This window comes from Kitasatospora albolonga (assembly GCF_039535905.1).
Taxonomy (GTDB): domain Bacteria; phylum Actinomycetota; class Actinomycetes; order Streptomycetales; family Streptomycetaceae; genus Kitasatospora; species Kitasatospora albolonga.
On record NZ_BAAAYB010000125.1, the window covers coordinates 41,252 to 61,252 of the forward strand.

19 protein-coding genes and 1 pseudogene are annotated in these 20,001 nt (G+C 74.4%); 13 read left to right on the forward strand and 7 right to left on the reverse strand.

Going from position 1 to position 20,001, the window contains the following annotated elements; genetic code table 11:
• Positions 1-72 precede the first annotated feature (72 nt).
• Positions 73-4,706: pseudogene (locus ABD946_RS30600) on the reverse strand (ATP-dependent helicase).
• 274 nt (positions 4,707-4,980) lie between these two features.
• Here ABD946_RS30600 and ABD946_RS30605 point away from each other — a divergent pair.
• The 3 genes from ABD946_RS30605 (at position 4,981) to ABD946_RS30615 (ending at position 8,149) form a co-directional block, all read left to right on the forward strand.
• Entirely contained in the window at positions 4,981-6,513 is a 1,533-nt protein-coding gene (locus ABD946_RS30605) for a S8 family serine peptidase (RefSeq protein WP_345288802.1), read from the forward strand.
• A 79-nt stretch (positions 6,514-6,592) separates the two neighbouring features.
• Positions 6,593-6,787 (forward strand): DUF3046 domain-containing protein, encoded by a 195-nt coding sequence (locus tag ABD946_RS30610; RefSeq protein ID WP_345288803.1) that lies wholly within the window; start codon positions 6,593-6,595, stop codon positions 6,785-6,787.
• Between the two features lie 21 nt (positions 6,788-6,808).
• Positions 6,809-8,149, forward strand: a complete 1,341-nt coding sequence (locus ABD946_RS30615) for an AI-2E family transporter (protein WP_380149837.1) — start codon at positions 6,809-6,811, stop codon at positions 8,147-8,149.
• Positions 8,150-8,199: 50 nt separating this feature from the next.
• Here the strand turns inward: ABD946_RS30615 and ABD946_RS30620 are convergent, their stop codons facing one another.
• Positions 8,200-8,871 carry an HNH endonuclease family protein gene (locus ABD946_RS30620; RefSeq protein ID WP_345288804.1) on the reverse strand — a complete coding sequence of 224 codons (672 nt, stop codon included), beginning with the start codon at positions 8,869-8,871 and terminating at the stop codon, positions 8,200-8,202.
• 214 nt (positions 8,872-9,085) lie between these two features.
• On the opposite strand from ABD946_RS30620, the gene recA reads away from it, so the two are divergent.
• Positions 9,086-10,198, forward strand: coding sequence for a recombinase RecA (gene recA / locus ABD946_RS30625; protein WP_345288805.1), 1,113 nt, complete (start codon positions 9,086-9,088; stop codon positions 10,196-10,198).
• Positions 10,199-10,229: 31 nt separating this feature from the next.
• A complete protein-coding gene (locus ABD946_RS30630; protein ID WP_345288806.1) occupies positions 10,230-10,946 on the forward strand; it encodes a regulatory protein RecX in 717 nt (238 codons plus the stop codon).
• 13 nt (positions 10,947-10,959) lie between these two features.
• On the opposite strand, the gene ABD946_RS30635 is transcribed toward ABD946_RS30630, so the two are convergent.
• Genes ABD946_RS30635 through ABD946_RS30645 form a run of 3 tightly spaced genes read right to left on the reverse strand, consistent with a single transcriptional unit; the run spans position 10,960 to position 12,189 of the window.
• Positions 10,960-11,154 carry a DUF397 domain-containing protein gene (locus ABD946_RS30635; protein WP_345288807.1) on the reverse strand — a complete coding sequence of 65 codons (195 nt, stop codon included), beginning with the start codon at positions 11,152-11,154 and terminating at the stop codon, positions 10,960-10,962.
• Positions 11,155-11,165: 11 nt separating this feature from the next.
• Positions 11,166-11,366 (reverse strand): DUF397 domain-containing protein, encoded by a 201-nt coding sequence (locus ABD946_RS30640; protein WP_345288808.1) that lies wholly within the window; start codon positions 11,364-11,366, stop codon positions 11,166-11,168.
• On the reverse strand, positions 11,353-12,189 hold the full coding sequence (locus ABD946_RS30645) for a helix-turn-helix domain-containing protein (RefSeq protein WP_345288809.1): 837 nt from the start codon (positions 12,187-12,189) through the stop codon (positions 11,353-11,355). The genes ABD946_RS30640 and ABD946_RS30645 overlap by 14 nt, the downstream gene beginning before the upstream one ends.
• Positions 12,190-12,309: 120 nt before the next feature.
• Here ABD946_RS30645 and ABD946_RS30650 point away from each other — a divergent pair, with 120 nt between their 5' ends.
• The 6 genes from ABD946_RS30650 (at position 12,310) to ABD946_RS30675 (ending at position 16,268) form a co-directional block, all read left to right on the forward strand.
• Positions 12,310-12,531: a hypothetical protein gene (locus tag ABD946_RS30650; protein WP_345288810.1), complete on the forward strand. Its 222-nt coding sequence runs from the start codon at positions 12,310-12,312 to the stop codon at positions 12,529-12,531.
• Between the two features lie 15 nt (positions 12,532-12,546).
• Positions 12,547-12,867 carry a hypothetical protein gene (locus ABD946_RS30655; protein ID WP_345288811.1) on the forward strand — a complete coding sequence of 107 codons (321 nt, stop codon included), beginning with the start codon at positions 12,547-12,549 and terminating at the stop codon, positions 12,865-12,867.
• Positions 12,868-12,974: 107 nt separating this feature from the next.
• Positions 12,975-14,303 carry a ribonuclease Y gene (gene rny, locus ABD946_RS30660; protein ID WP_345288812.1) on the forward strand — a complete coding sequence of 443 codons (1,329 nt, stop codon included), beginning with the start codon at positions 12,975-12,977 and terminating at the stop codon, positions 14,301-14,303.
• Between the two features lie 107 nt (positions 14,304-14,410).
• The gene (locus ABD946_RS30665; protein WP_345288813.1) at positions 14,411-14,953 is read left to right on the forward strand and encodes a hypothetical protein; all 543 of its coding nucleotides are present in this window, start codon (positions 14,411-14,413) and stop codon (positions 14,951-14,953) included.
• Between the two features lie 41 nt (positions 14,954-14,994).
• Positions 14,995-15,558 (forward strand): sigma-70 family RNA polymerase sigma factor, encoded by a 564-nt coding sequence (locus ABD946_RS30670; RefSeq protein ID WP_345288841.1) that lies wholly within the window; start codon positions 14,995-14,997, stop codon positions 15,556-15,558.
• A complete protein-coding gene (locus ABD946_RS30675) occupies positions 15,555-16,268 on the forward strand; it encodes an anti-sigma factor family protein (protein ID WP_345288814.1) in 714 nt (237 codons plus the stop codon). The genes ABD946_RS30670 and ABD946_RS30675 overlap by 4 nt, the downstream gene beginning before the upstream one ends.
• A gap of 28 nt (positions 16,269-16,296) precedes the next feature.
• Here the strand turns inward: ABD946_RS30675 and ABD946_RS30680 are convergent, their stop codons facing one another.
• Together ABD946_RS30680 and ABD946_RS30685 are read right to left on the reverse strand one after the other, a co-directional pair.
• On the reverse strand, positions 16,297-16,944 hold the full coding sequence (locus tag ABD946_RS30680) for a response regulator (RefSeq protein ID WP_345288815.1): 648 nt from the start codon (positions 16,942-16,944) through the stop codon (positions 16,297-16,299).
• A complete protein-coding gene (locus ABD946_RS30685) occupies positions 16,941-18,140 on the reverse strand; it encodes a sensor histidine kinase (protein WP_345288816.1) in 1,200 nt (399 codons plus the stop codon). Before ABD946_RS30685 ends, ABD946_RS30680 begins: the two co-directional genes overlap by 4 nt.
• 113 nt (positions 18,141-18,253) lie before the next feature.
• Between ABD946_RS30685 and ABD946_RS30690 the strand changes: the two genes are divergently transcribed.
• Positions 18,254-19,147: an ABC transporter ATP-binding protein gene (locus ABD946_RS30690; RefSeq protein WP_345288817.1), complete on the forward strand. Its 894-nt coding sequence runs from the start codon at positions 18,254-18,256 to the stop codon at positions 19,145-19,147.
• Positions 19,144-19,998, forward strand: a complete 855-nt coding sequence (locus tag ABD946_RS30695) for an ABC transporter permease (protein WP_345288818.1) — start codon at positions 19,144-19,146, stop codon at positions 19,996-19,998. The genes ABD946_RS30690 and ABD946_RS30695 overlap by 4 nt, the downstream gene beginning before the upstream one ends.
• Positions 19,999-20,001: the final 3 nt, after the last annotated feature.

The following is a 20,001-nucleotide window of genomic DNA, read 5'->3' on the forward strand; positions in this document are numbered from 1 at the left end:
AGTTGCACGTGCTGCCGTTCCCCTGCGCGCAGTTCCTCGCGCCCCTGCGGGGCGCAACCAGGGTCGCCACTTTCAGCTCCGTAGGCGGTAGCCGCGGGGGGACGCGTGGAAGCCCGCGTCCTCCAGGAGGCGGCCCAGGGGGGCCGTGAGGGCCGGGGCGCCGTTGATCCGCTCGACCGTGGCGCTGGTGCCCAGGGCGCCGCCGCGGACGGCCTCGGCCAGTGCGGCGAAGGCGGCCGGCTGCTCGCCCCAGGCCAGCAGGGACTTGCCGCCGCGCTCCACGTACAGCGCGGGCTCACCGTCCAGCAGCACCACCAGGGCGCCCGCCTTCCGGGCGGGCCGGTGCGTCTTCTCGCCCTCGCCCGCCGGGGGCTCGGGCCAGGGCAGTGCGGCGCCGAAGGCGTTCGCCGGATCGGCCGCCGCCAGCACCAGGGCCTGCGGGGCCTCGGCCGCGGGGGCGGCCGTCCACTCGCCGCCGCCCAGGCGCTCCAGCCGGGAGCTGACCGAGCGCACGCGGTCCGCCGCGCCCTCCATGGCGAACTGGGCGCCGCCCAGGCCCTCCACGAAGTAGCCCCGGCGGGCCCGGCCGCGCTCCTCGAAGGCCGCGAGCACCCGGTAGACCCCGGCGAAGCCGCCGGGCACCCGCTCGGCCGCCACCGCGCCCCGGGTGAGCACGCCGTGCCGGTCCAGCAGGGCCTGGGCCTGGGCGGTGGCCCGCACCGTGGGCTCGGTGGCCAGCGCGGGCAGCAGCGACCAGCGCCCGGCCGCCGTCGGCGGGCCGGAGCGGGCCGACGGGCGGGCCAGGCCGCGGGAACCGCCGCCGTAGCGGCCGCGCGGGGCGGCCCGGGGCGCCCGGTGCGCGGTGGACCCGGCGGTGCGGCCGGAGCCGAGCAGCGCCCGGAGCGGGGCCAGGGTGTCGTTGGTGACGTACCCGGCCCAGGTCAGGTCCCAGAGGGCGGCGAGCAGCTCGCCCTCGGGCAGCTCCTGGCCCGTCAGCTCCCGGGCCCGGTCGGTCAGCTGACGGAAGAACAGGCCGTAGCCGCCCGCCAGGGCCTCCAGCAGGGCGCCGTGCACCGGGGTGAGGGCGGGCGGCACCGGCTCGGGGCGGAGCAGGTCGGCGGTCTCCGGGAGGTGCAGGGCCAGCCAGCCGTCCTGGCCGGGCAGGGCGCCGGCGCCGGACCAGCCGACCTCGCCGGCCGCCATCAGCTCGTCCAGCATCCCGGGGGAGTAGTCCAGCAGCCGGGCCGGCAGGATCAGCTTCTCCAGTGCGGAGGCGGGCAGCGCGGTGCCCTGGAGCTGCTCGACCACCCGGAGCAGCCCGTCCGGCCCGCGCAGCCGGTGCCCGGCCAGGTGCTGCCACTGCGGCAGGAAGGCGGCCAGTGCCCGGGGCGGGACGGCCTCCACCTCCTGGCGCAGAGCGGCCAGCGAACGCCGGCGCAGGCGGCGCAGCACCTCGGCGTCGCACCACTCGACGGTGCCGGTGTGGCCGTCCCCGGGCCGGAACTCGCCCTGGACCAGACGGCCGGCGGCGGTCAGGCGGTGCAGCGTGCCGGTGACCACGGCGGTGCCCAGGCCGAAGCGGGCGCCGGCCTCGGCGGCGGTGAACGGACCGTGGGTGCGGGCGTAACGGGCCAGCAGGTCGCCCAGCGGGTCCTTCACCGGCTCGGTGAAGGCCTCCGGGACGCCGACCGGCAGCGGGGTGCCCAGCGCGTCGCGCAGCCGCCCGGCGTCCTCGATCGCGGCCCAGCGCTGCTCGCCGCCGATCCGCACCAGGACGGCCCGGCGGGCGGCCCGCAGCTCGGCCGCCCAGCCGGGCTGCGCCCCACGGGCCGTCAGCTCGGCCTCCGAGAGCGGGCCGAGCAGGCGCAGCGCGTCGGCCACGCCCTCGGCGTCCTTGATCCGCCGCTCCGGGGTGAGCCGCTGCAGCTCGGCCTCCAGCTCGGCCAGCACCTGAGGGTCCAGCAGCTCGCGCAGCTCGGCCTGGCCGAGCAGCTCGGAGAGCAGGCGGGAGTCGAGCGCGAGGGCGGCGGCGCGGCGCTCGGCCAGCGGCGAGTCGCCCTCGTAGAGGTACTGGGCGACGTAGCCGAAGAGCAGGGAGCGGGCGAACGGGGACGGCTCCTGGGTGGTGACCTCCACCAGCCGGACGGCGCGCGACTCCAGATCGCCCATCAGCTCGACCAGGCCCGGTACGTCGAAGACGTCCTGGAGGCACTCGCGGACGGCCTCCAGCACGATCGGGAAGGAGCCGTACTCGGCGGCCACCTCCAGCAGCTGGGAGGCGCGCTGGCGCTGCTGCCAGAGCGGGGTGCGCTTGCCCGGGCTGCGCCGGGGCAGCAGCAGGGCGCGGCCGGCGCACTCCCGGAAGCGGGCGGCGAACAGCGCGGAGCCGCCGACCTGGTCGGTGACCAGCTGCTCGATCTCGGTCTTGTCGAAGAGCGTGGCGTCGGCGCCGACCGGGGCGTCGTCGGTGACGGGCTTGTCGCTGGGGAAGTCCAGCAGGTCCGCGTCGGGGAGGCGGAGCACGATCCCGTCGTCGGCGTGCATCACCTGCGGGTCCAGGCCGTGCTTCTCGCGCAGGCGGGCGCCGATGGCCAGCGCCCAGGGGGCGTGCACCTGGGCGCCGAACGGGGAGTGGACGACGATCCGCCAGTCGCCCAGCTCGTCGCGGAAGCGCTCGACCACGATGGTGCGGTCGTCGGGCAGGTGGCCGGTGGCGGTGCGCTGCTCGGCCAGGTAGCCGAGCAGGTTCTGCGCGGCCCAGTCGTCCAGGCCGGCGGCCTTGAGGCGGGCGGTGGCCCGATCGGGCGTCAGGGCGCCCAGCTCGCGGACGAAGGCGCCGAGGGCCCGGCCGAGCTCCAGCGGGCGGCCGAGGCTGTCGCCCTTCCAGAACGGCAGCCGGCCGGGCACGCCGGGGGGCCGGGGTGACCAGCACCTTGTCGTGGGTGATCTCCTGGATCCGCCAGGAGGTGGTGCCCAGGGTGAAGACGTCGCCCACCCGGGACTCGTAGACCATCTCCTCGTCCAGCTCGCCGACCCGCCCCCCCGCCCTTCTTGGGGTCCGCACCCGCGATGAAGACCCCGAACAGGCCGCGGTCGGGGATGGTGCCGCCGGAGGTGACGGCCAGGCGCTGGGCGCCGGGGCGGCCGGTGACGGTGCCCGCCACCCTGTCCCAGACCAGACGGGGCCTCAGCTCGGCGAAGGCGTCCGAGGGGTAACGGCCCGCCAGCATGTCCAGCACCCCGTCGAAGGCGGACTGCGGGAGGGTGGCGAACGGTGCGGCCCGGCGGACCAGGGCCAGCAGCTCGTCCACGTCCCAGGTGTCGAGCGCGGTGATCGCGACCAGCTGCTGGGCCAGCACGTCGAGCGGGTTGCGCGGGACGCGCAGGGACTCGATGCCGCCGGAGCGCATCCGCTCGGTGACCACCGCCGACTGGACGAGGTCGCCCCGGTACTTGGGGAAGACCACGCCGGTGGAGACCGCGCCCACCTGGTGCCCGGCCCGGCCGACCCGCTGCAGCCCGGAGGCCACCGAGGGCGGGGACTCCACCTGGACCACCAAGTCCACCGCACCCATGTCGATGCCCAGCTCCAGGCTGGAGGTGGCCACCACGGCGGGCAGCCGGCCGGCCTTCAACTCCTCCTCCACCAGGGCGCGCTGCTCCTTGGAGACCGAGCCGTGGTGCGCCCGCGCGATCACCGGTGGGGCCCCCGCCGCCGCTCCGGAGCCGCCCATCAGGGCGGCGGGGCCGTGGGCCTCGGGGAGCGGCTCGCCGGTGGCCCGCTCGTGGGCGATCTCGTTCAGCCGGTTGCACAGGCGCTCGGCGAGGCGGCGGGAGTTGGCGAACACGATGGTGGAGCGGTGGGCCTGGACCAGGTCGACGATCCGCTCCTCCACGTGCGGCCAGATCGAGGCCTGGGGTGACGGGTCGTCAGTGCCCTTGCCGGCGGGCAGTTCGTCCAGGTCGGCGACCGGGACCACCACGGAGAGGTCGAACTCCTTGGCGGCGGGCGGCTGGACCACCCTCGCCCCGCGCTGCGGGGAGAGGAAGCGGGCCACCTCGTCGACCGGGCGGACGGTGGCGGACAGGCCGATCCGGCGGGCCGGGCGGTCCAGCAGCTCGTCGAGGCGCTCCAGGCTGAGCGCGAGGTGCGCGCCGCGCTTGGTGCCGGCGACGGCGTGCACCTCGTCCAGGATCACCGTGTCGACGCCGCGCAGTGCCTCGCGGGAGGCGGAGGTCAGCAGGAGGAAGAGCGACTCGGGGGTGGTGATCAGGATGTCCGGCGGGTGCGTCGCGATCCTGCGGCGCTCGGCGGCGGGGGTGTCGCCGGAGCGGATGCCGACCTGGACCTCGGGCTCGGGCAGGCCGAGGCGGACGGCCGCCTGGCGCAGGCCGGCCAGCGGGGAGCGGAGGTTGCGCTCGACGTCCACGGCCAGGGCCTTGATCGGCGAGATGTAGAGCACCCGGCAGCGGCGCTTCGGGTCCGCCGGGGGCGGGGTGTGGCTCAGGTGGTCCAGCGCGGACAGGAACGCGGCGAGCGTCTTCCCCGACCCCGTCGGCGCCACCACCAGCACGTCCGATCCGCTGCGGATCGCCTCCCAGGCCTGCGCCTGCGCGGCCGTGGGCGCGTCGAACGCCCCCGAGAACCACGCCCTGGTCGCCGGGGCGAACCCCTCCAACGGATCGCTCAGCTCAGTCCGCGCCATGCCCCCATGGTGCACGGCCCCTGTGACAGCACCGGGCTGCGCCCCGCAGGGGCGCGAGGAACTGCGCGCAGGGGAACGGCACGTGCTGCAACTGGCTCGCCTGCCCCGACCTCGCACTGGGCCGCCTTCCGTACTCGCGCAGCTCCCCGCGCCCCCGGGGTGACCGACGACCCGCGCCCCGGAGGTGACCACCCGTGTGCCCCAGTGCGACCGGGCGTGATGCGAAATGGGGTCATATCGTGATGAATCGGACCCGACGAGCGGAGGTCGTGCGATGGAACGGCTGGGTCTCGCCGTACGGACGCGGAAGGTGCGGGTCCGGGTGCTGTTGGGGGTGTTGATGGTGGCCCTGCTGATCGGCGGGGCGGTGCCGTTCGTGGCGGGGCCGGGCCGGTCGTACCTGAGCTACCTGGTGCTGGCGGACCGTCAGGACGCGGACGGCGCCCGCATCGCGGCCGATCGCGCGCGGCAGGCCGGCGGCCGGGTGGTGCAGGAGTACCCGCAGATCGGTGTGGTGCTGGCGTACGCCCCGGGCGGCTTCGCGGAGCGGCTGCGCGGGGCGGAGGGCATAGCCGCGGTGGGGGCGACCAGGACGACGGGGGTGCCGGGCCCTCCCGGGGCGCTGGAGGGGGAGGGGGAGTTCGGCCCGGCGGTGCGCGGCGACGCGGTGGACGCGGTGGAGGCCGCGGGGGCGGGGGCGGGGGAGGGCGACGGGGCGCTGACCCCGGATCCGGGCGAGTCGGCGGACTGGAACCTGGCGATGATCGGCGGCGGCGACCGTGCGACGGCGGCCGGCGCCCGCCCGGCGGCGCTGGTCCGGACCCCGGGCGGTGCGCGACCGGGCGGTCAGGAGCTGCGCCGGGTGCTGGTCGCGGTGCTGGACTCGGGGGTGGACGACACCCACCCGGACCTGCGGTCGGCGGTGGACCCGGCGGCCTCGGCCTCCTGCGCGGACGGACGCCCGGACGCCCGGTTCGGGGCGTGGCGGCCGGACCGGGGGGTGGGGGAGAGCGGGCACGGGACTCACGTGGCGGGGATCGTCGGGGCGTCCCGGGACGGGAAGGGCGTGACGGGGGTGGCGCCGGGCGTGCGGATCGCCGCCGTCCGGCTGCTGGGCCCGCTGGGGCAGTACTACGCGGAGAACATCGTCTGCGGGATGCTCTGGTCGGCCGACCACGGGGCCAGGGCGATCAACGACAGCTACTTCGCCGACCCCTGGAAGTACAACTGCCCGCAGGACCCGGACCAGGCCGCGCTGATCCTGGCGGTGGGCCGCGCGGTGGCGTACGCGCAGCGGCAGGGCGCGGTGGTGGTGGCCTCGGCGGGCAACGACGGGCAGGACCTGGGCGCGGTCCGGCACGACCAGCGCAGCCCCAACGACCGGCTCTCGGGTCCTGGGCAGAATCGTTTCCTCGGCCCGGAGTGCGTCCGCCTCCCCGGTGAGCTCCCGGGCGTGCTGACCGTCGCCGCGGTGGACCGCAACGGCCTCCCCTCCGGGTACAGCAACTACGGCCGCGGCCGGATCTCGATCGCGGCCCCCGGCGGGGAGCCGGACGGCGGGGCCGAGGGCGCGATCGTCTCGGCCTGGCCCGGCGGCCAGTACGCCGCGCTGGCCGGCACCTCGATGGCGGCCGCCCACGTCACCGGTGCGGTGGCGGTCGCGGCGGCGGCCCACCCGGGGTGGAGGCCGGAGCGGCTGACCGCGCTGCTGGCCGACGCGGCCGCCGGGAACTGCCCGTACGCGCCGGGTGCCTGCGTGGAGCGGCAGTTCTTCGGCGCGGGCGTGCTCGCGCTGCCGGCCGGCTGAGCCGGGGACCCGGGCCGCGGCCCCGACCGGCCGGGGCCGCGGCCCGGAGCGCGCCGGCCGGCTCCGGGATACTGGGGCCATGAGGCTGACCGAGTTCTGGCGACGGATGTACGAGCACTTCGGCGAGGCGTACGCGGAGTCGTTCGCCCAGGACCACCTGATGAGCGAGCTGGGCGGGCGGACGGTCCGTCAGGCGCTGGACGCGGGTTGGGAGGCGAAGGAGGTCTGGCGCGTGGTGTGCAGCACGCAGGGGGTGTCGACGTTGCTCCGTTGAGCTTTGGGTAAGACTGGGCGGGTGGCCGAGAACCGGGAAGACCAGCACCCACCCCAGGAGACCCTGACCGAACCAGCGGCACCCGTGGCCGGCGAGGCGCCCCCGCCCGACGCCGGGGAGCCGCTCGACCCCGCCGGCAGCGGGGCCGGCGGAGGCGCCGCCGAGTCGGTGGCGCACTCGATCTGGGGCAAGGGGATGCCCCGGTGGCTGCCGCGGGCGATGGTGATGGCGCTGGTCCTGGTCGGGCTGTTCCAGCTCGCCGACTGGGCGTTCCGCCAGCTCATCGACCTGCTGGTGATGCTGCTGGTGGCCTTCTTCCTCTCGCTGGCGATGGAGCCGGCGGTGGACCGGATGGCCGCCCGCGGGGTGCGCCGGGGCCTCGGGACCTTCCTGGTCTTCATCGGCCTGGGGGTCGCCATCGCGGGCTTCCTGACCGCGCTCGGCACCCTGCTGGTCGACCAGGTGGCCAAGATCGCCGGGGACCTCCCGCACCTGGTGCAGAACCTGATCGACTGGGTGAACCGGACCTTCAACCAGAACCTCTCGCTGGACCAGCTCCAGGAGAAGTTGCTGAAGGACTCGGGCAACATCGAGAAGTACGCCCAACAGGCGGCCGACAACGTCTGGGGCGTCTCCAGCACGCTGATCGGCGGACTGTTCCAGATGTTCACCGTCGGCCTGTTCACCTTCTACTTCACCGCCGACGGCCCCCGGGTGCGGCGCACGGTCTGCTCGCTGCTCCCCCCGGCCAAGCAGGCCGAGGTGCTGCGGGCCTGGGAGATCGCGCTCGCCAAGACCGGCGGCTACCTCTACTCCCGGGCGCTGCTGGCGGTCGCCTCGACCATCGCGCACTGGATCATGTTCTCGGTCCTGGGCCTGCCGTACGCGGCCGCGCTCGCGGTCTGGGTCGGCGTCATGTCGCAGTTCGTGCCGACCATCGGGACGTACCTGGCCGGCGCGCTGCCGGTGCTGGTCGCGCTGACCGTGGACCCGATGGACGCGCTCTGGGTGCTGGTCTTCGTGATCGTCTACCAGCAGGTCGAGAACTACCTGCTGCACCCGAGGATCACCGCGAAGACGGTGGACGTGCACCCGGCGGTGGCCTTCGGCTCGGTGATCGCGGGGGCCGCGCTGCTCGGCGCGGTCGGCGCGCTGATCGCCATCCCGGTGGCGGCCACCCTGCAGGGCTTCGTCGGCACCTACGTGCGGCGGTACGAGGTGCAGACCGACCCGCGGATCGACCGGGGCGCCGACCGCAAGGGCCGGCGGGCCCGGCGGCGGGAGGCGGCGCGGCGGCTGCACCGGATGGTGCGCGGCGAGCGGAACTCGCACCGGGACGGGCACGAGCACCGGGACGACTAGGAAGCGGAGTTGACGGGCGGTCACCTGACGGGTGGCCGCCCGTCGGCGTGTCAGGCGCAGGTGTCGAGCATCTCGGTGAGCCTGGCGGCCTCGGGTTCGGTGACGTTGAGGCGGTACAGGTGCTTCACGTCGATCCAGGCCCGGGAGTAGGTGCACCAGTAGGCCGGGTCCGGCGGGGACCACTGGTCGGGGGACTTGTCGGCCTTGGAGCGGTTGGAGGCGGCCGAGACCGCGATCAGCTGGGAGTGCTCCAGGTCGTTGGCGAAGGCCTTGCGGGCGGCGGTGGTCCACTCGTCGGCGCCGGAGCGCCAGGCGTTGGCCAGCGGGACCACGTGGTCGATGTCGACCTGGGCGGCGGCGGTCAGCACCTTGCCGTCGTACGGGCTGAGCCAGACGCCGGTGCCCGCCCGGCAGAGCTCGTCCTGGGTGACGCCCTCGCCGTCCCGGGCCAGCACCACCTCGCGGGTGTCGCACTCGCCGTACTGCTTCACCCAGTGCGGGAACTTGGCGCGGCTGTAGCCGGCCATCGAGTGCGGCTCGGCGACGGTCAGCTCGGCCAGTTCGTCGCGGGCGTGCTCGGCGGGGGAGGGCTCGGGGATGGCCCTCGCGTGGACGGCGGGGGTGTGGACGGCGGCCCCGGCGGGGGTGGCCGCGGGGGCCAGGAAGGCGGCCAGGGCGAGGAGGACGGCGGCGGTGCGGCGCCGTCCGACGGTGGTGATCATGCGTCCACAGGTAGCGGTTCAGGGCGCTGACCTGGTGGTTTCACGCGGTCGAGGGCGTGGCGGCGGGGCGGTTGACTTGATTCGAACAGATGTTCCCTATACTGGCTCGCGGCGAGTTTTCCACAGGCCGAGCCCGTTTGGGGCGGATTGTCGGTGGGACGCGCTAGCGTCGAGGACGATGAAGCGCACAGGACAGAACCCGAGGGTGGAAGCCATGGCAGGTACGGACCGCGAGAAGGCTCTTGAGACCGCACTCGCCCAGATCGAGCGGCAGTTCGGCAAGGGCTCGGTGATGCGGCTCGGCGAGAAGGCCAACGAGCCGATCGACGTGATCCCGACCGGTTCGACGGCGCTGGACGTCGCCCTCGGCGTCGGCGGCATCCCGCGCGGCCGCGTGGTGGAGATCTACGGCCCGGAGTCCTCCGGCAAGACCACCCTGACCCTGCACCTGGCGGCCAACTGCCAGCGCCAGGGCGGCACGGTGGCCTTCGTCGACGCGGAGCACGCGCTCGACCCGGAGTACGCCAAGAAGCTCGGCGTGGACACCGACGCCCTGCTGGTCAGCCAGCCGGACACCGGTGAGCAGGCGCTGGAGATCACCGACATGCTGATCCGCTCCGGCGCGATCGACCTGGTGATCATCGACTCGGTGGCCGCCCTGGTTCCGCGCGCCGAGATCGAGGGCGAGATGGGCGACTCGCACGTCGGCCTCCAGGCCCGTCTGATGAGCCAGGCCCTCCGCAAGATCGCCGGTGCGCTGAACCAGTCGAACACCACCGCGATCTTCATCAACCAGCTGCGCGAGAAGATCGGCGTCATGTTCGGCTCGCCGGAGACCACCACCGGTGGCCGCGCGCTGAAGTTCTACGCCTCCGTGCGCCTCGACATCCGCCGGATCGAGACCCTGAAGGACGGCACCGAGGCGGTCGGCAACCGCACCCGCGTCAAGGTGGTGAAGAACAAGGTCGCCGCCCCGTTCAAGCAGGCCGAGTTCGACATCCTCTACGGCATCGGCATCAGCCGCGAGGGCGGCCTGATCGACATGGGCGTGGAGCACGGCTTCATCCGCAAGTCCGGCGCCTGGTACACCTACGAGGGCGACCAGCTGGGCCAGGGCAAGGAGAACGCCCGCAACTTCCTGCGCGACAACCCGCAGCTGGCCGACGAGATCGAGGTCAAGATCAAGGGCAAGCTCGGCATCGGCCCGAAGCCGGCCGAGGCCGAGGGCGAGGCCGCCCCGGCCGCCGCCGCGGGCGCCGAGGACGAGGCGGGTGGCGCCGCGGCGAAGAAGACCGCGGCCAAGAAGACGGCGGCGGCGAAGAGCTGAGCCGGTCTTGACGCACGACAGCACGACCGGGATGCCGGACTCGGAGGACGAGTCCGGCATCCCGGCGTTCGACGGGATGCTCCGCGCCTCGGACCTGACGGGTGGTCGGAGGCGCCGGCGGACGGCGATGGCGGCCGAGTCCGCCGAGTCCGCAGAGCCGGGCGGGGGTCCTGACTGGATGGCCCCGCCCACCGAGGGCCCGGCCCCCGAGCCGGAGTTGACCAAGGAGGAGCGGAAGGCCGCGCGCAAGGCCCGCAAGGAGCAGCGCGCCGCCGAGGAGGCCGACCCGGCCGAGCGGGCCCGGGCGATCTGCCTGCGCCTGCTCACCGGCGCCGCCAAGACCCGCAAGCAGCTCGCCGAGGCACTCGCCAAGCGGGAGATCCCGGAGGAGGTGGCCGAGCAGGTCCTCGACCGCCTCCAGGAGGTCGGCCTGATCGACGACGCCGCCTTCGCCGAGGCCTGGGTGGAGTCCCGCCACAACGCCCGCGGCCTCGGTCGCCGGGTGCTCTCCCAGGAGCTGCGCCAACGCGGAGTCGCCCCCGAGTTGGCCGAGCGCGCCCTCGCCCAGGTGGACGAGGACGGCGAGGAAGCCGCCGCCCGCGATTTCGTCGAGCGGCGGCTGCGCACCATGCGGGGCCTGGACGACCAGGCCAAACTCCGCCGCCTGGTAGGCGCCCTGGCCCGCCGCGGCTACGCGGAGGGGCTGGCCTTCCGGCTCGCCAAGGAGGCGCTGGAGGCGGAGCGCTGAACCCAACAGCGCGTCAGTTGGTGGGGAATTCGCCGGTCCTGGTGGCGGTGACGAAGGCGGTCCAGGCGTCGGGGGTGAAGCGGAGGCGGGGGCCGTGGGGGTCCTTGGAGTCGCGGACGGTGCCGGGGTGGGCGTCGTCGTGCTCGATGCAGTTGCCGTCGTTGCCGCCGCTGTGGGTGCTCTTGCGCCACTGCTCAGTGCTGGCCATGCGAGGTCTCCCTAGCGGGTGGTGGTGGGGAATTCGCCGGTCTTTGTGGCGGTGACGAAAGCCGTCCAGGCGTTGGGGGTGAAGTGCAGGCGGGGGCCGTGGGGGTCCTTGGAGTCGCGGACGGTGCCGGGGTGGGCGTCGTCGTGCTCGATGCAGTTGCCGTTGTTGCCGCCGCTGTGGGTGCTCTTGCGCCACTGCTCAGTGCTGGCCATGCGCGTGTTCCTCCGCCGCCGATTTGAGTTGGGCCAGGGACGCCTCCGGCGGCAGAGCGTCGGCCCGGACTAGGTCGAACGATAGCTTGCAGTCCGCGAACGAGCCTGGGGCGTCGAGCAGTTCACCCGTGTGAGGGCCTTCGACGTACGCAGCGGGCGGAGAGTCGGCAAAAGTCATCAGACTCAGTGACCCTTCGAGCAGAGCATGTGCTCCGCTTCTGATCGGCATCACCTGGAGGATGATCCGGCCGTCGGCGACGAGCTGAGCGAGATGGGTCAGCTGTTCGTGCATCGCGGCGGAGCCGCCCGTCGGGCGGAGCAGCACGGCCTCCTCGATGACCACCCAGAACAACGGTCTTGTTGGACCGCTCAGGATTGCCGCCCGTTCCATCCGACGGTTGACCAGATCCTCGTTCGCAGATGCGGAGCGGAGCGGCTGGGCGGACCGGAAGACCGCCCGTGCGTAGTCAGGAGTCTGGAGCAGGCCAGGCACGAGCAGTGGAGCGTACTCGCTGATCGTCACGGCCATCGCTTGGAGCTCGGCTGCTGCCGTGAAGTACTCCGCGAAGCGCGGCCGGGTCACCATCGGGTACAGCCGGGCGAAGTGGCCGTCGGTGCCGAGCGCCGTGTCGAGGCGTTCCGACAGGTCCTCCTGCGGGCGTCGGACGGCCGCTTCTATCTGGCCGATGTAGTTGCCGGAGCAGAAGACCAGCTCGCCCAAGGCGCTCTGGGACAGACCCCTGGCCTCGCGGAGGCGGCGTAGCTCCGAGCCGTAGAAGGCGCGCGGGGACTCGGCCGGGTCGAGGTCCTTCGGGTTGGTCATCCGTCAGCTCCGTTCTCACGCACCGTAGTTGTTCGGTCGCAGGGCCTGGTCAGGCTACTGCCGGGCCGTCGAGTCTGAGGGTGGAAAGCCGGAGACCGATCGAAGGGGAGCCACCAAACCATGAGCGAGCGTCAGAACGGCGGCGCATGGACGCCCGAGCCGGGGCAGACCGCCTACCTCCGCGCAACCCGCGAGGCGGTGCGGGTGATGGACTTCCTGGCCGGGGAGGTCTACGTCCGCCCCTTGCGCGGCGGGGTTGAGCGCACGCTCCACCCGGTCGAGCTGATCCCGCCGGACGACCAGCCGGGCGGGTTCCGGGCCTGGACCGCCGAGCGCGGCTGAGCGGGGGCGGCGGAGGTGAGCGAGGTCGAGTACTACCCCGTCGACCACCCCGGTCTGCCGTGGGAGGCCACCGCGCCGGTGGACGAGCACGGCGACGTGGCCGGCTTCGTGCTGGCGCGGGCCGGTGCGTGCCGCATCGCGGTGGCGAACGTCGCGGACCGGCACCAGGTGCTGCTGGTCGAACCGCAGGAGCTGCGCTCGCTGCGGGACGCCCTGCTGGCCGGGAGGTTCGACCACCTGTGGGAGGCGGGCGGGCACTGGCCGGACCGGCCGTCGGTGGCGGAGCGGCCTCGGGGAACCGAACCCGTCCCGTCCGCGTCCCAGCTGCCGACGTGACAGAACGTCAGCTTCCGGGCCTGTCGGTTCGAGAGCGTATCTTGACCGTTTCGTGACCCCCGCTTAGCCTCACAGAAATGCGGTTGAGCGGGACGGGAGCGGACCCTATGTGGATCGTGACGGGGTGCCTCGGGGTTCTGCTGTTGGCGCTGCTGCTGCTGGCGTTCCGGTGGATGCGCGGCACCGAGCGGCGGGCGGTCGGCGCGGTCGGGCTGGTCGAGGCGGAACTCGGCAGTCGCCGGGCGGAGTTGGCTGCCCGGGAGGCGGCGGTGGCCGAGCGTGAGGGCGAGCAGCGCCGTGAGCTGGAGCGGCTGGCGGGGCTGACGGCCGAGGAGGCCAGGGCCGAGGTGCTGCGGGTGGCCGAGGCGGCGGCCCGCCGGGAGGCCGCGGTGACCGTCCGGGAGATCGAGCGCGCGGCCCGGCGGGACGGCGAGGACCTGGCCAGGGACATCGTGGCGAACGCCGTGCAGCGGGTGGCGAGCGAGCAGACGGCGGAGACGGTGCTCTCGGTCTTCCGGCTCCCCGCCGAGGACTTGAAGGGCCGGATCATCGGCAAGGAGGGGCGCAACATCCGCGCCTTCGAGGCCGTCACCGGGGTCAACCTGCTGGTGGACGAGACCCCGGGCGTGGTCCAGCTCTCCAGCTTCGACCCGGTCCGCCGGGAGGCCGCCCGGCTCACCCTGGAGACCCTGGTCTCGGACGGCCGGATCCAGCCCGCCAGGATCGAGGCGGTGCACGCCCGCAGCCTGCGCGAGGTGGAGCGGCTCTGCGTGCGGGCCGGGGAGGACGCCCTGCTGGCGGCCCAGGTCGGCGAGATGGAGCCGGAGTTGGTCCGCACCCTGGGCCAGCTGCGCTACCGCACCTCCTATGGACAGAACGTGCTGGCGCACCTGGTGGAGTCGGCCCGGGTGGGCGCGGTGCTGGCGGCCGAGGTGGGGGCGGACGCGGCGCTGGTGCGGCGGGCCGCGCTGCTGCACGACATCGGCAAGGCGCTCTCCTCGGACGCGGTCGGAAGCCACGCCCTGGCCGGGGCCGACTACGCACGCCGCTGGGGCGAGCAGGCCGAGGTGGTGCACGCGATCGCCGCCCACCACGGCGAGGTGGACCCGCAGACCGTCGAGGCGGTACTGGTGCAGGCCGCCGACGCCTGCTCCGGCGGCCGGCCGGGCGCCCGCAAGGAGTCGGCGGAGAACTACGTCCGGCGGCTGGCCCGGCTGGAGGAGATCGCGGTGGCCCAGCCCGGGGTCACCAAGGCCTATGCGATGCAGGCGGGCCGGGAGGTCCGGGTGCTGGTCCAGCCGGAGCAGGTGGACGACATCGCGGCCCAGGTGCTGGCCCGGGAGATCGCCAAGCGGATCACCGAGGAGGTCAGCCTCCCCGGCCAGGTCCGGGTCACGGTGATCCGCGAGACCCGGGCGGTGGAGGTGGCGCGGTAGCGGCCGGGGGCCGCGTCGGAAAAATCACCGGCCGCCTTTGAGTGTTCCCCGGCTCCCCTCCGTACTGATGGGTGACTACCCGTCGGACTCCGTGGGGGAGACCACTCATGCGCACGATTCGCCGCACCGCCCTGCTCGCCGCTCCGGCCGTGGCCGGCCTGCTGCTGCTCACCGCCTGCGGTTCGGAGGGCACGTCCGGAGCCGCACCCGCCGCCGCGCCCACGGCTGCGGCCACCACCGCGCCCCCCGCCGCGGACAAGGCGGTGCTCAAGGGCTCGCTGGCCGTCGGCCGCCCGGCCGGCTTCGGGCCGACCGTGCTGGACGGCCTGGGCTACACGCTGTACCGCTTCGACAAGGACACCGCCAAGCCCTCGGCCTCGAACTGCGACGGCGACTGCGCGGCCAAGTGGCCGCCGGTGCCGGTCAACGCGCAGGGCACCCTCCAGGGAGTGGACAGGGCCCTGGTCGGTACGGTGACCCGGGCGGACGGCACGCAGCAACTCACCCTGGGCGGCTGGCCGCTGTACCGCTTCGCCGGGGACAAGGCGCCGGGCGAGACCAACGGTCAGGGCGTCGGCGGCACCTGGTTCGCGGCCGCCCCGGACGGGAAGAAGGCGGCCGCCACGTCCGGCGGTGGCGGCGGCTACTGATGACTCCGCCGACCCTGGTGCTGCGCGAGGAGGAGGGGCGCATGCGGCGCGATCGGACGGCCTCCGGCCCGCCTCACCGACCGGCGGCCCAACCGCCGGACCGGGACGAGGAGTTGGTCCGGGCCCTGCACGAGCGGCACGCCGCCGCCCTGATGAGCTTCGTGCTCCGGCTGGTCGGCGGCGACCGGCACCGGGCCGAGGACGTGGTGCAGGAGACGCTGGTCCGGGCCTGGCGCAACCTGCACCGGCTCGACCCGGCCGCCGACTCGTTGCGCCCCTGGCTGGTGACGGTGGCCCGCCGGATCGTCATCGACGGCCACCGCAGCCGCCTCGCCCGGCCGTCCGAGGTCGGCGACGCGGTGCTCGACGTGATGCCGGCCGAGGACGAACTGGAGCGCGCGCTGCGACTGATGGCCATCTCCGACGCCCTGGACGCGTTGACCGAGCCGCACCGGCAGGTGATCGTCGAGACCTACCTGAAGGGGCGTACCGTCAACGAGGCGGCCGTCGAGCTCGGGATCCCGGCGGGCACCGTCAGGTCCCGGGTCTTCTACGCGCTGAAATCGCTCAAGAACGCTCTCGAGGAACGAGGGGTGACATCGTGACGTCCCCGCAGGAGCAGCACCTCGACGTGGGTGCCTACGTCCTCGGGCTGCTCGAACCGGAGGAGATGGCGCAGTTCGCCACGCATCTGGCGGGGTGTGCCCGGTGCACCGCCGAGGCGGACGAACTCTCCGGGCTGGAACCGCTGCTGGCGGAGTACGCGGAGGCCGTCGGCCCCGCCGTGCCGACGGCCGACGACGGCCGGCTGCTGGAACGGCTGACCGCCGAGGTCACGGCCGGCCGGCGGGCGGCGCGCACCAGGAGGCTGTTCCTGGTGGCGGCGGCCGTGGCGGTGCTGATCGGCGGGCCGCTGCTCGGCGCCTCGCTCGGCGGCTCGGAGGAGGCCCGTCCGGTGGCCCGCTCCACCAGCCCGGCCCAGGAGTTGATGGACCACGGGGTCCGCCACTCGGCCACCGACGCGTCGACCGGGGCGGTCGCCACCGTCGCACTGGAGGACCGCAAGTGGGGCACCCACGTCGCGCTCCAACTGGCGGGAGTGCGGGGGCCGCTGAGCTGCTCGCTGATCGCGGTGGGCCGCTCCGGCGAGCAGCAGACCGTCACCAGCTGGGCCGTCCCGCCGGCCGGCTACGGGCTGCCGGGCCAGCCGGACAGCCTGATCACCCACGGCGGGGTGGGCCTGCCCTCCGGCCAGATCGACCACTTCGAGGTCCGCACCAGCGACGGCACCCGGCTGGTGGCCGTCCCGGTCTGAGTCCGGGAACGGCCACCAGCCGGGCCGGTCAGACGCCGACCAGGCCCGCCTCGTACGCCAGGATCACCAGCCGGACCCGGTCGCGGGCGTCGAGCTTGGCGAGCAGACGGCTGAGGTAGGTCTTGGTGGTGGCGGGGCTGATCACCAGCTGCTCGGAGATCTCCGCGTTGGACAGGCCCCGGCCGACCAGGGTGAGCACCTCGCGCTCGCGGTCGGTGATGCCGGTCAGCTCGCGCCGGGCGGTGGTGCCCGGGCGGGCGGTGAACTCGGTGATCAGGCGGCGGGTGACGGAGGGGGCGAGCAGTGCCTCGCCGCCCGCCACCACCCGGACGGCGGACAGGATCTCGTCCAGGGCCATGTCCTTGACCAGGAAGCCGGAGGCGCCGGCCCGCAGCGCGCCGTGCACGTTCTCGTCCTCGTCGAAGGTGGTCAGCACGACCACCTGCGGGCCGGCCGCCCCCGAGGTGATCCGCCGGGTGGCCTCGATGCCGTCCAGCACCGGCATCCGCAGGTCCATCACCACCACGTCGGGCCGCAGCTCGGCGGCCAGTGCGACGGCCTCGGCGCCGTTCCCGGCCTCCCCGGCCAGCTCCAGGTCGGGGGCGTCGGTGATCACCATCTTCAGCGCGGCGCGGACCAGCGGCTGGTCGTCGGCGAGCAGGACCCGGACGGTCATCGGGCTCCTTCCAGGAGGGAGTCGGAGAGGGGGAGACGGACGGTGACCCGGAAGCCGCCGCCGGGCAGCGGCCCGGCCGTGAACTCGCCGTGCAGCAGGGCGACCCGCTCGCGCATGCCGACCAGCCCGAAGCCGGTCGGACCGGAGCCGGGCCCGGCCCCGTGGTCGGTGACCTCCAGCAGCAGGGCGTCCGGGAGCTGATCGACCGTCACCAGGCAGTGGTCGGTGCGGGCGTGCTTGAGCACGTTGGTCAGCGACTCCTGCACGATCCGGTAGGCGGAGACGTCGACCTCCGGCGGTAGCGGTACGGCTTCGCCGGTGCGCCGCAGCTCCACCCGGAGGCCGGCGGCGGTGGTGGACTCGGCCAGCCGGAACAGGTCGGCCACCCCGAGGTCGGGCGCGAGCGGCTCCTCGGTGCGCAGCGCGACCAGCATCCGGCGCAGCCCGGCCAGGGTCTCCCGTCCGGTGGTCTCGATGGTGCCCAGGGCCTCCCGGGCGGCCTCCGGCCGACGGTCGATCACCCGCTTGGCGGCGCCCGCCTGGAGGGCGATCACACCCAGGCTGTGGGCCACCATGTCGTGCAGCTCGCGGGCGATCCGCAGCCGCTCGTCGGTGACGGCCTGTTCGGTGGCCCGGGTCCGGGTCTCCTCGTGGTGCTCCCTGCTCCGCCGCTCGGAGCTGCCGAGCAGCCAGGCGATCACCACCAGCAGGGCGACCGGGAGTTCGGTGGAGATCCCGGCCGTCCACCCGCAGACCAGCCGGACGCCGAGGTACGCGACCAGCAGGCCGAGCGCCGCGCCGAGGGCCCCCAGCGAGCGGCGCCGGGGCAGGGCCGTGGCCAGGAAGTAGACCGCCACGTCCACCGCCAGGTACTGCTGGAGCGGGAGCTCCGTCACGCCGAGCGGGGTCGCGCCGATGACCGCCCCGGCCAGCACCCAGCCCAGCCCGCGGGCCGGACGGGTGGTCAGCCGCCGTGCGCCGAACGCGGTGACGAGACCGGCCACGGCGTGCCAGAGGACGCCGTCCCACCGCAGGAAGACGACCCCTGGGCCGATCGCCGATTCGTACTCGCCGGGGAGGCGCACCCGGAACAGCACGGTGAGCAGGGTGCCCGCACACCAGGCGAGCACCGTCCAGGTGGCCGGGCTGAACCGCCCGAGCAGGGGTATCCGCATGGCGCCGATGCTAGCGATCATGGACGGCCCGGTCATCGGCCCGTGGTCGTACACCCGTGGAGGACACCCGCCGCCCGCAGGTGCCCCCGCCCGGCCGACGCCCGGCCCCGGGCCCGCCCGGCAGGCTCGAAGCCATGATCGAGGTCAACGAACTGACGAAGCGTTACGGATCCACGACCGCCGTGCACGGACTCACCTTCACCGTCCGTCCGGGCCGGGTGACGGGCTTCCTGGGGCCGAACGGCTCCGGCAAGAGCACCACCCTGCGGATGGTGCTCGGCCTGCACGCCCCCACCAGCGGCTCGGTGCTGATCGACGGCCGCCCGTTCCGGGACCGGCCGCGCGGGCTGCGGCAGGTCGGCGCGCTGCTGGACGCGAGCGAGGTGCACGGCGGCCGCAGCGGCCGGGCCCACCTGACGGCGCTGGCCCGGAGCAACCGCATCCCGCGCTCCCGGGTGGAGGAGGTGCTGGCCGAGGTCGGCCTCGCCGACGCGGCCCGCCGCCGGATCGGCGGGTACTCGCTCGGCATGCGCCAACGCCTGGGCATCGCCGGCGCGCTGCTCGGCGACCCGCCGGTGCTGCTCTTCGACGAGCCGCTGAACGGGCTCGACCCGGAGGGCGTGCGCTGGGTGCGCGGGCTGTTCCGGCGCCTGGCCGCCGAGGGCCGCACGGTCTTCGTCTCCAGCCACCTGATGACCGAGATGGAGCACACCGCCGACGAGTTGGTGGTGATCGGCCGGGGCGAGCTGATCGCCGCCGAGAGCCTGACCGCCTTCGCCGCCCGGGGCGGCGCCACCGTCACCGTCCGCACCCCGGGCCACGCCGAGCTGGCCGCGCTGCTGGCCGAGCGGGGCGCGCAGGTGCGGACCGACGGCGAGCTGCTCACCGTCGGCGGCCTGGCCGCCGCCGAGATCGGCGAACTGGCGCACCGTCACCACCTGCCGCTGCACGAGCTCAGCCCGCGCACCGCCTCGCTCGAACAGGCCTTCATGGACCTCACCTCCGACCACGCCGGGAGCATCCGATGACCACCGCCGCCCTCACCGCCGAACCCCGGGCCCTCACCACCGAACCCCGGGCCCGCCTCGCCGACCTGGTCGCCGCCGAGTGGATCAAGCTCTGGTCGCTGCGCTCCACCACCGGGACCTTGCTGCTGACCGCGCTGGCCGTGCTCGGACTGAACGTCGGCACCGCCTGGGACCAGGTCCGCTACTGGGGCGAACACGCGCCCGCCGACCGCGCGGACTTCGTCGCGGACGGGATGGCCCTGCTGTCGGCCTTCACCGGGAACGGCGCGACGGTGCTGATGATCGCCCTGGGCGCGTTCGGCGCGGTCGCGGTCACCGGCGAGTACGGCACCGGCCTGATCCGCACCACCTTCGTCGCGGTGCCCGCCCGCGGCTCGGTGATGGCGGCCAAGGCGCTGGTGCTGGCGGCCGTCACCTCGGTCTTCGGGGTGCTGCTGGCGGCGGTCTCGTTCTGGCTGACCCAGGCACAGTTCGCCCGCTACGACGCCGCCGTGATGCTCGACCACCCCGGCGCGCTCCGGCTGCTGCTGGCCTCGGCGCTGCTGGCGCCGGTCTCCGCGCTGGCCGGGATGGCGGTCGGCGCGCTGCTCCGGCACGGGGCCTCGGCGGTCACCGCCACCACCCTCCTGCTGCTGGTGGCACCGGTCTTCCTGAGCACCCGCCGGTACTGGACCGCGCTGCTCGGCAACGCCACCCCGTACCGGGCCTGGACCACCCTGGCCGAGCGCCCCGACGTGCTGGCCCACCAGCCCTACCCGGGCACCCCGGGCGGCGCCTGGCTGACGCTCGCCTGCTGGGCGGCCGGCTCGGTCGTGGTGACCGTCCTGGCGGTGCGCCGCCGGGACCAGTGACCC

Bases quoted from the DNA above. Each gene is read 5' to 3' on its own strand.
- ABD946_RS30605 (WP_345288802.1), top strand. From the start codon at position 4,981: ATGGAACGGCTGGGTCTCGCCGTACGGACGCGGAAGGTGCGGGTCCGG.
- ABD946_RS30610 (WP_345288803.1), top strand. From the start codon at position 6,593: ATGAGGCTGACCGAGTTCTGGCGACGGATGTACGAGCACTTCGGCGAG.
- ABD946_RS30620 (WP_345288804.1), bottom strand. From the start codon at position 8,871: ATGATCACCACCGTCGGACGGCGCCGCACCGCCGCCGTCCTCCTCGCC.
- recA (WP_345288805.1), top strand. From the start codon at position 9,086: ATGGCAGGTACGGACCGCGAGAAGGCTCTTGAGACCGCACTCGCCCAG.
- ABD946_RS30630 (WP_345288806.1), top strand. From the start codon at position 10,230: ATGCCGGACTCGGAGGACGAGTCCGGCATCCCGGCGTTCGACGGGATG.
- ABD946_RS30635 (WP_345288807.1), bottom strand. From the start codon at position 11,154: ATGGCCAGCACTGAGCAGTGGCGCAAGAGCACCCACAGCGGCGGCAAC.
- ABD946_RS30640 (WP_345288808.1), bottom strand. From the start codon at position 11,366: ATGGCCAGCACTGAGCAGTGGCGCAAGAGCACCCACAGCGGCGGCAAC.
- ABD946_RS30645 (WP_345288809.1), bottom strand. From the start codon at position 12,189: ATGACCAACCCGAAGGACCTCGACCCGGCCGAGTCCCCGCGCGCCTTC.
- ABD946_RS30650 (WP_345288810.1), top strand. From the start codon at position 12,310: ATGAGCGAGCGTCAGAACGGCGGCGCATGGACGCCCGAGCCGGGGCAG.
- rny (WP_345288812.1), top strand. From the start codon at position 12,975: ATGTGGATCGTGACGGGGTGCCTCGGGGTTCTGCTGTTGGCGCTGCTG.
- ABD946_RS30665 (WP_345288813.1), top strand. From the start codon at position 14,411: ATGCGCACGATTCGCCGCACCGCCCTGCTCGCCGCTCCGGCCGTGGCC.
- ABD946_RS30670 (WP_345288841.1), top strand. From the start codon at position 14,995: ATGCGGCGCGATCGGACGGCCTCCGGCCCGCCTCACCGACCGGCGGCC.
- ABD946_RS30680 (WP_345288815.1), bottom strand. From the start codon at position 16,944: ATGACCGTCCGGGTCCTGCTCGCCGACGACCAGCCGCTGGTCCGCGCC.
- ABD946_RS30685 (WP_345288816.1), bottom strand. From the start codon at position 18,140: ATGATCGCTAGCATCGGCGCCATGCGGATACCCCTGCTCGGGCGGTTC.
- ABD946_RS30690 (WP_345288817.1), top strand. From the start codon at position 18,254: ATGATCGAGGTCAACGAACTGACGAAGCGTTACGGATCCACGACCGCC.
- ABD946_RS30695 (WP_345288818.1), top strand. From the start codon at position 19,144: ATGACCACCGCCGCCCTCACCGCCGAACCCCGGGCCCTCACCACCGAA.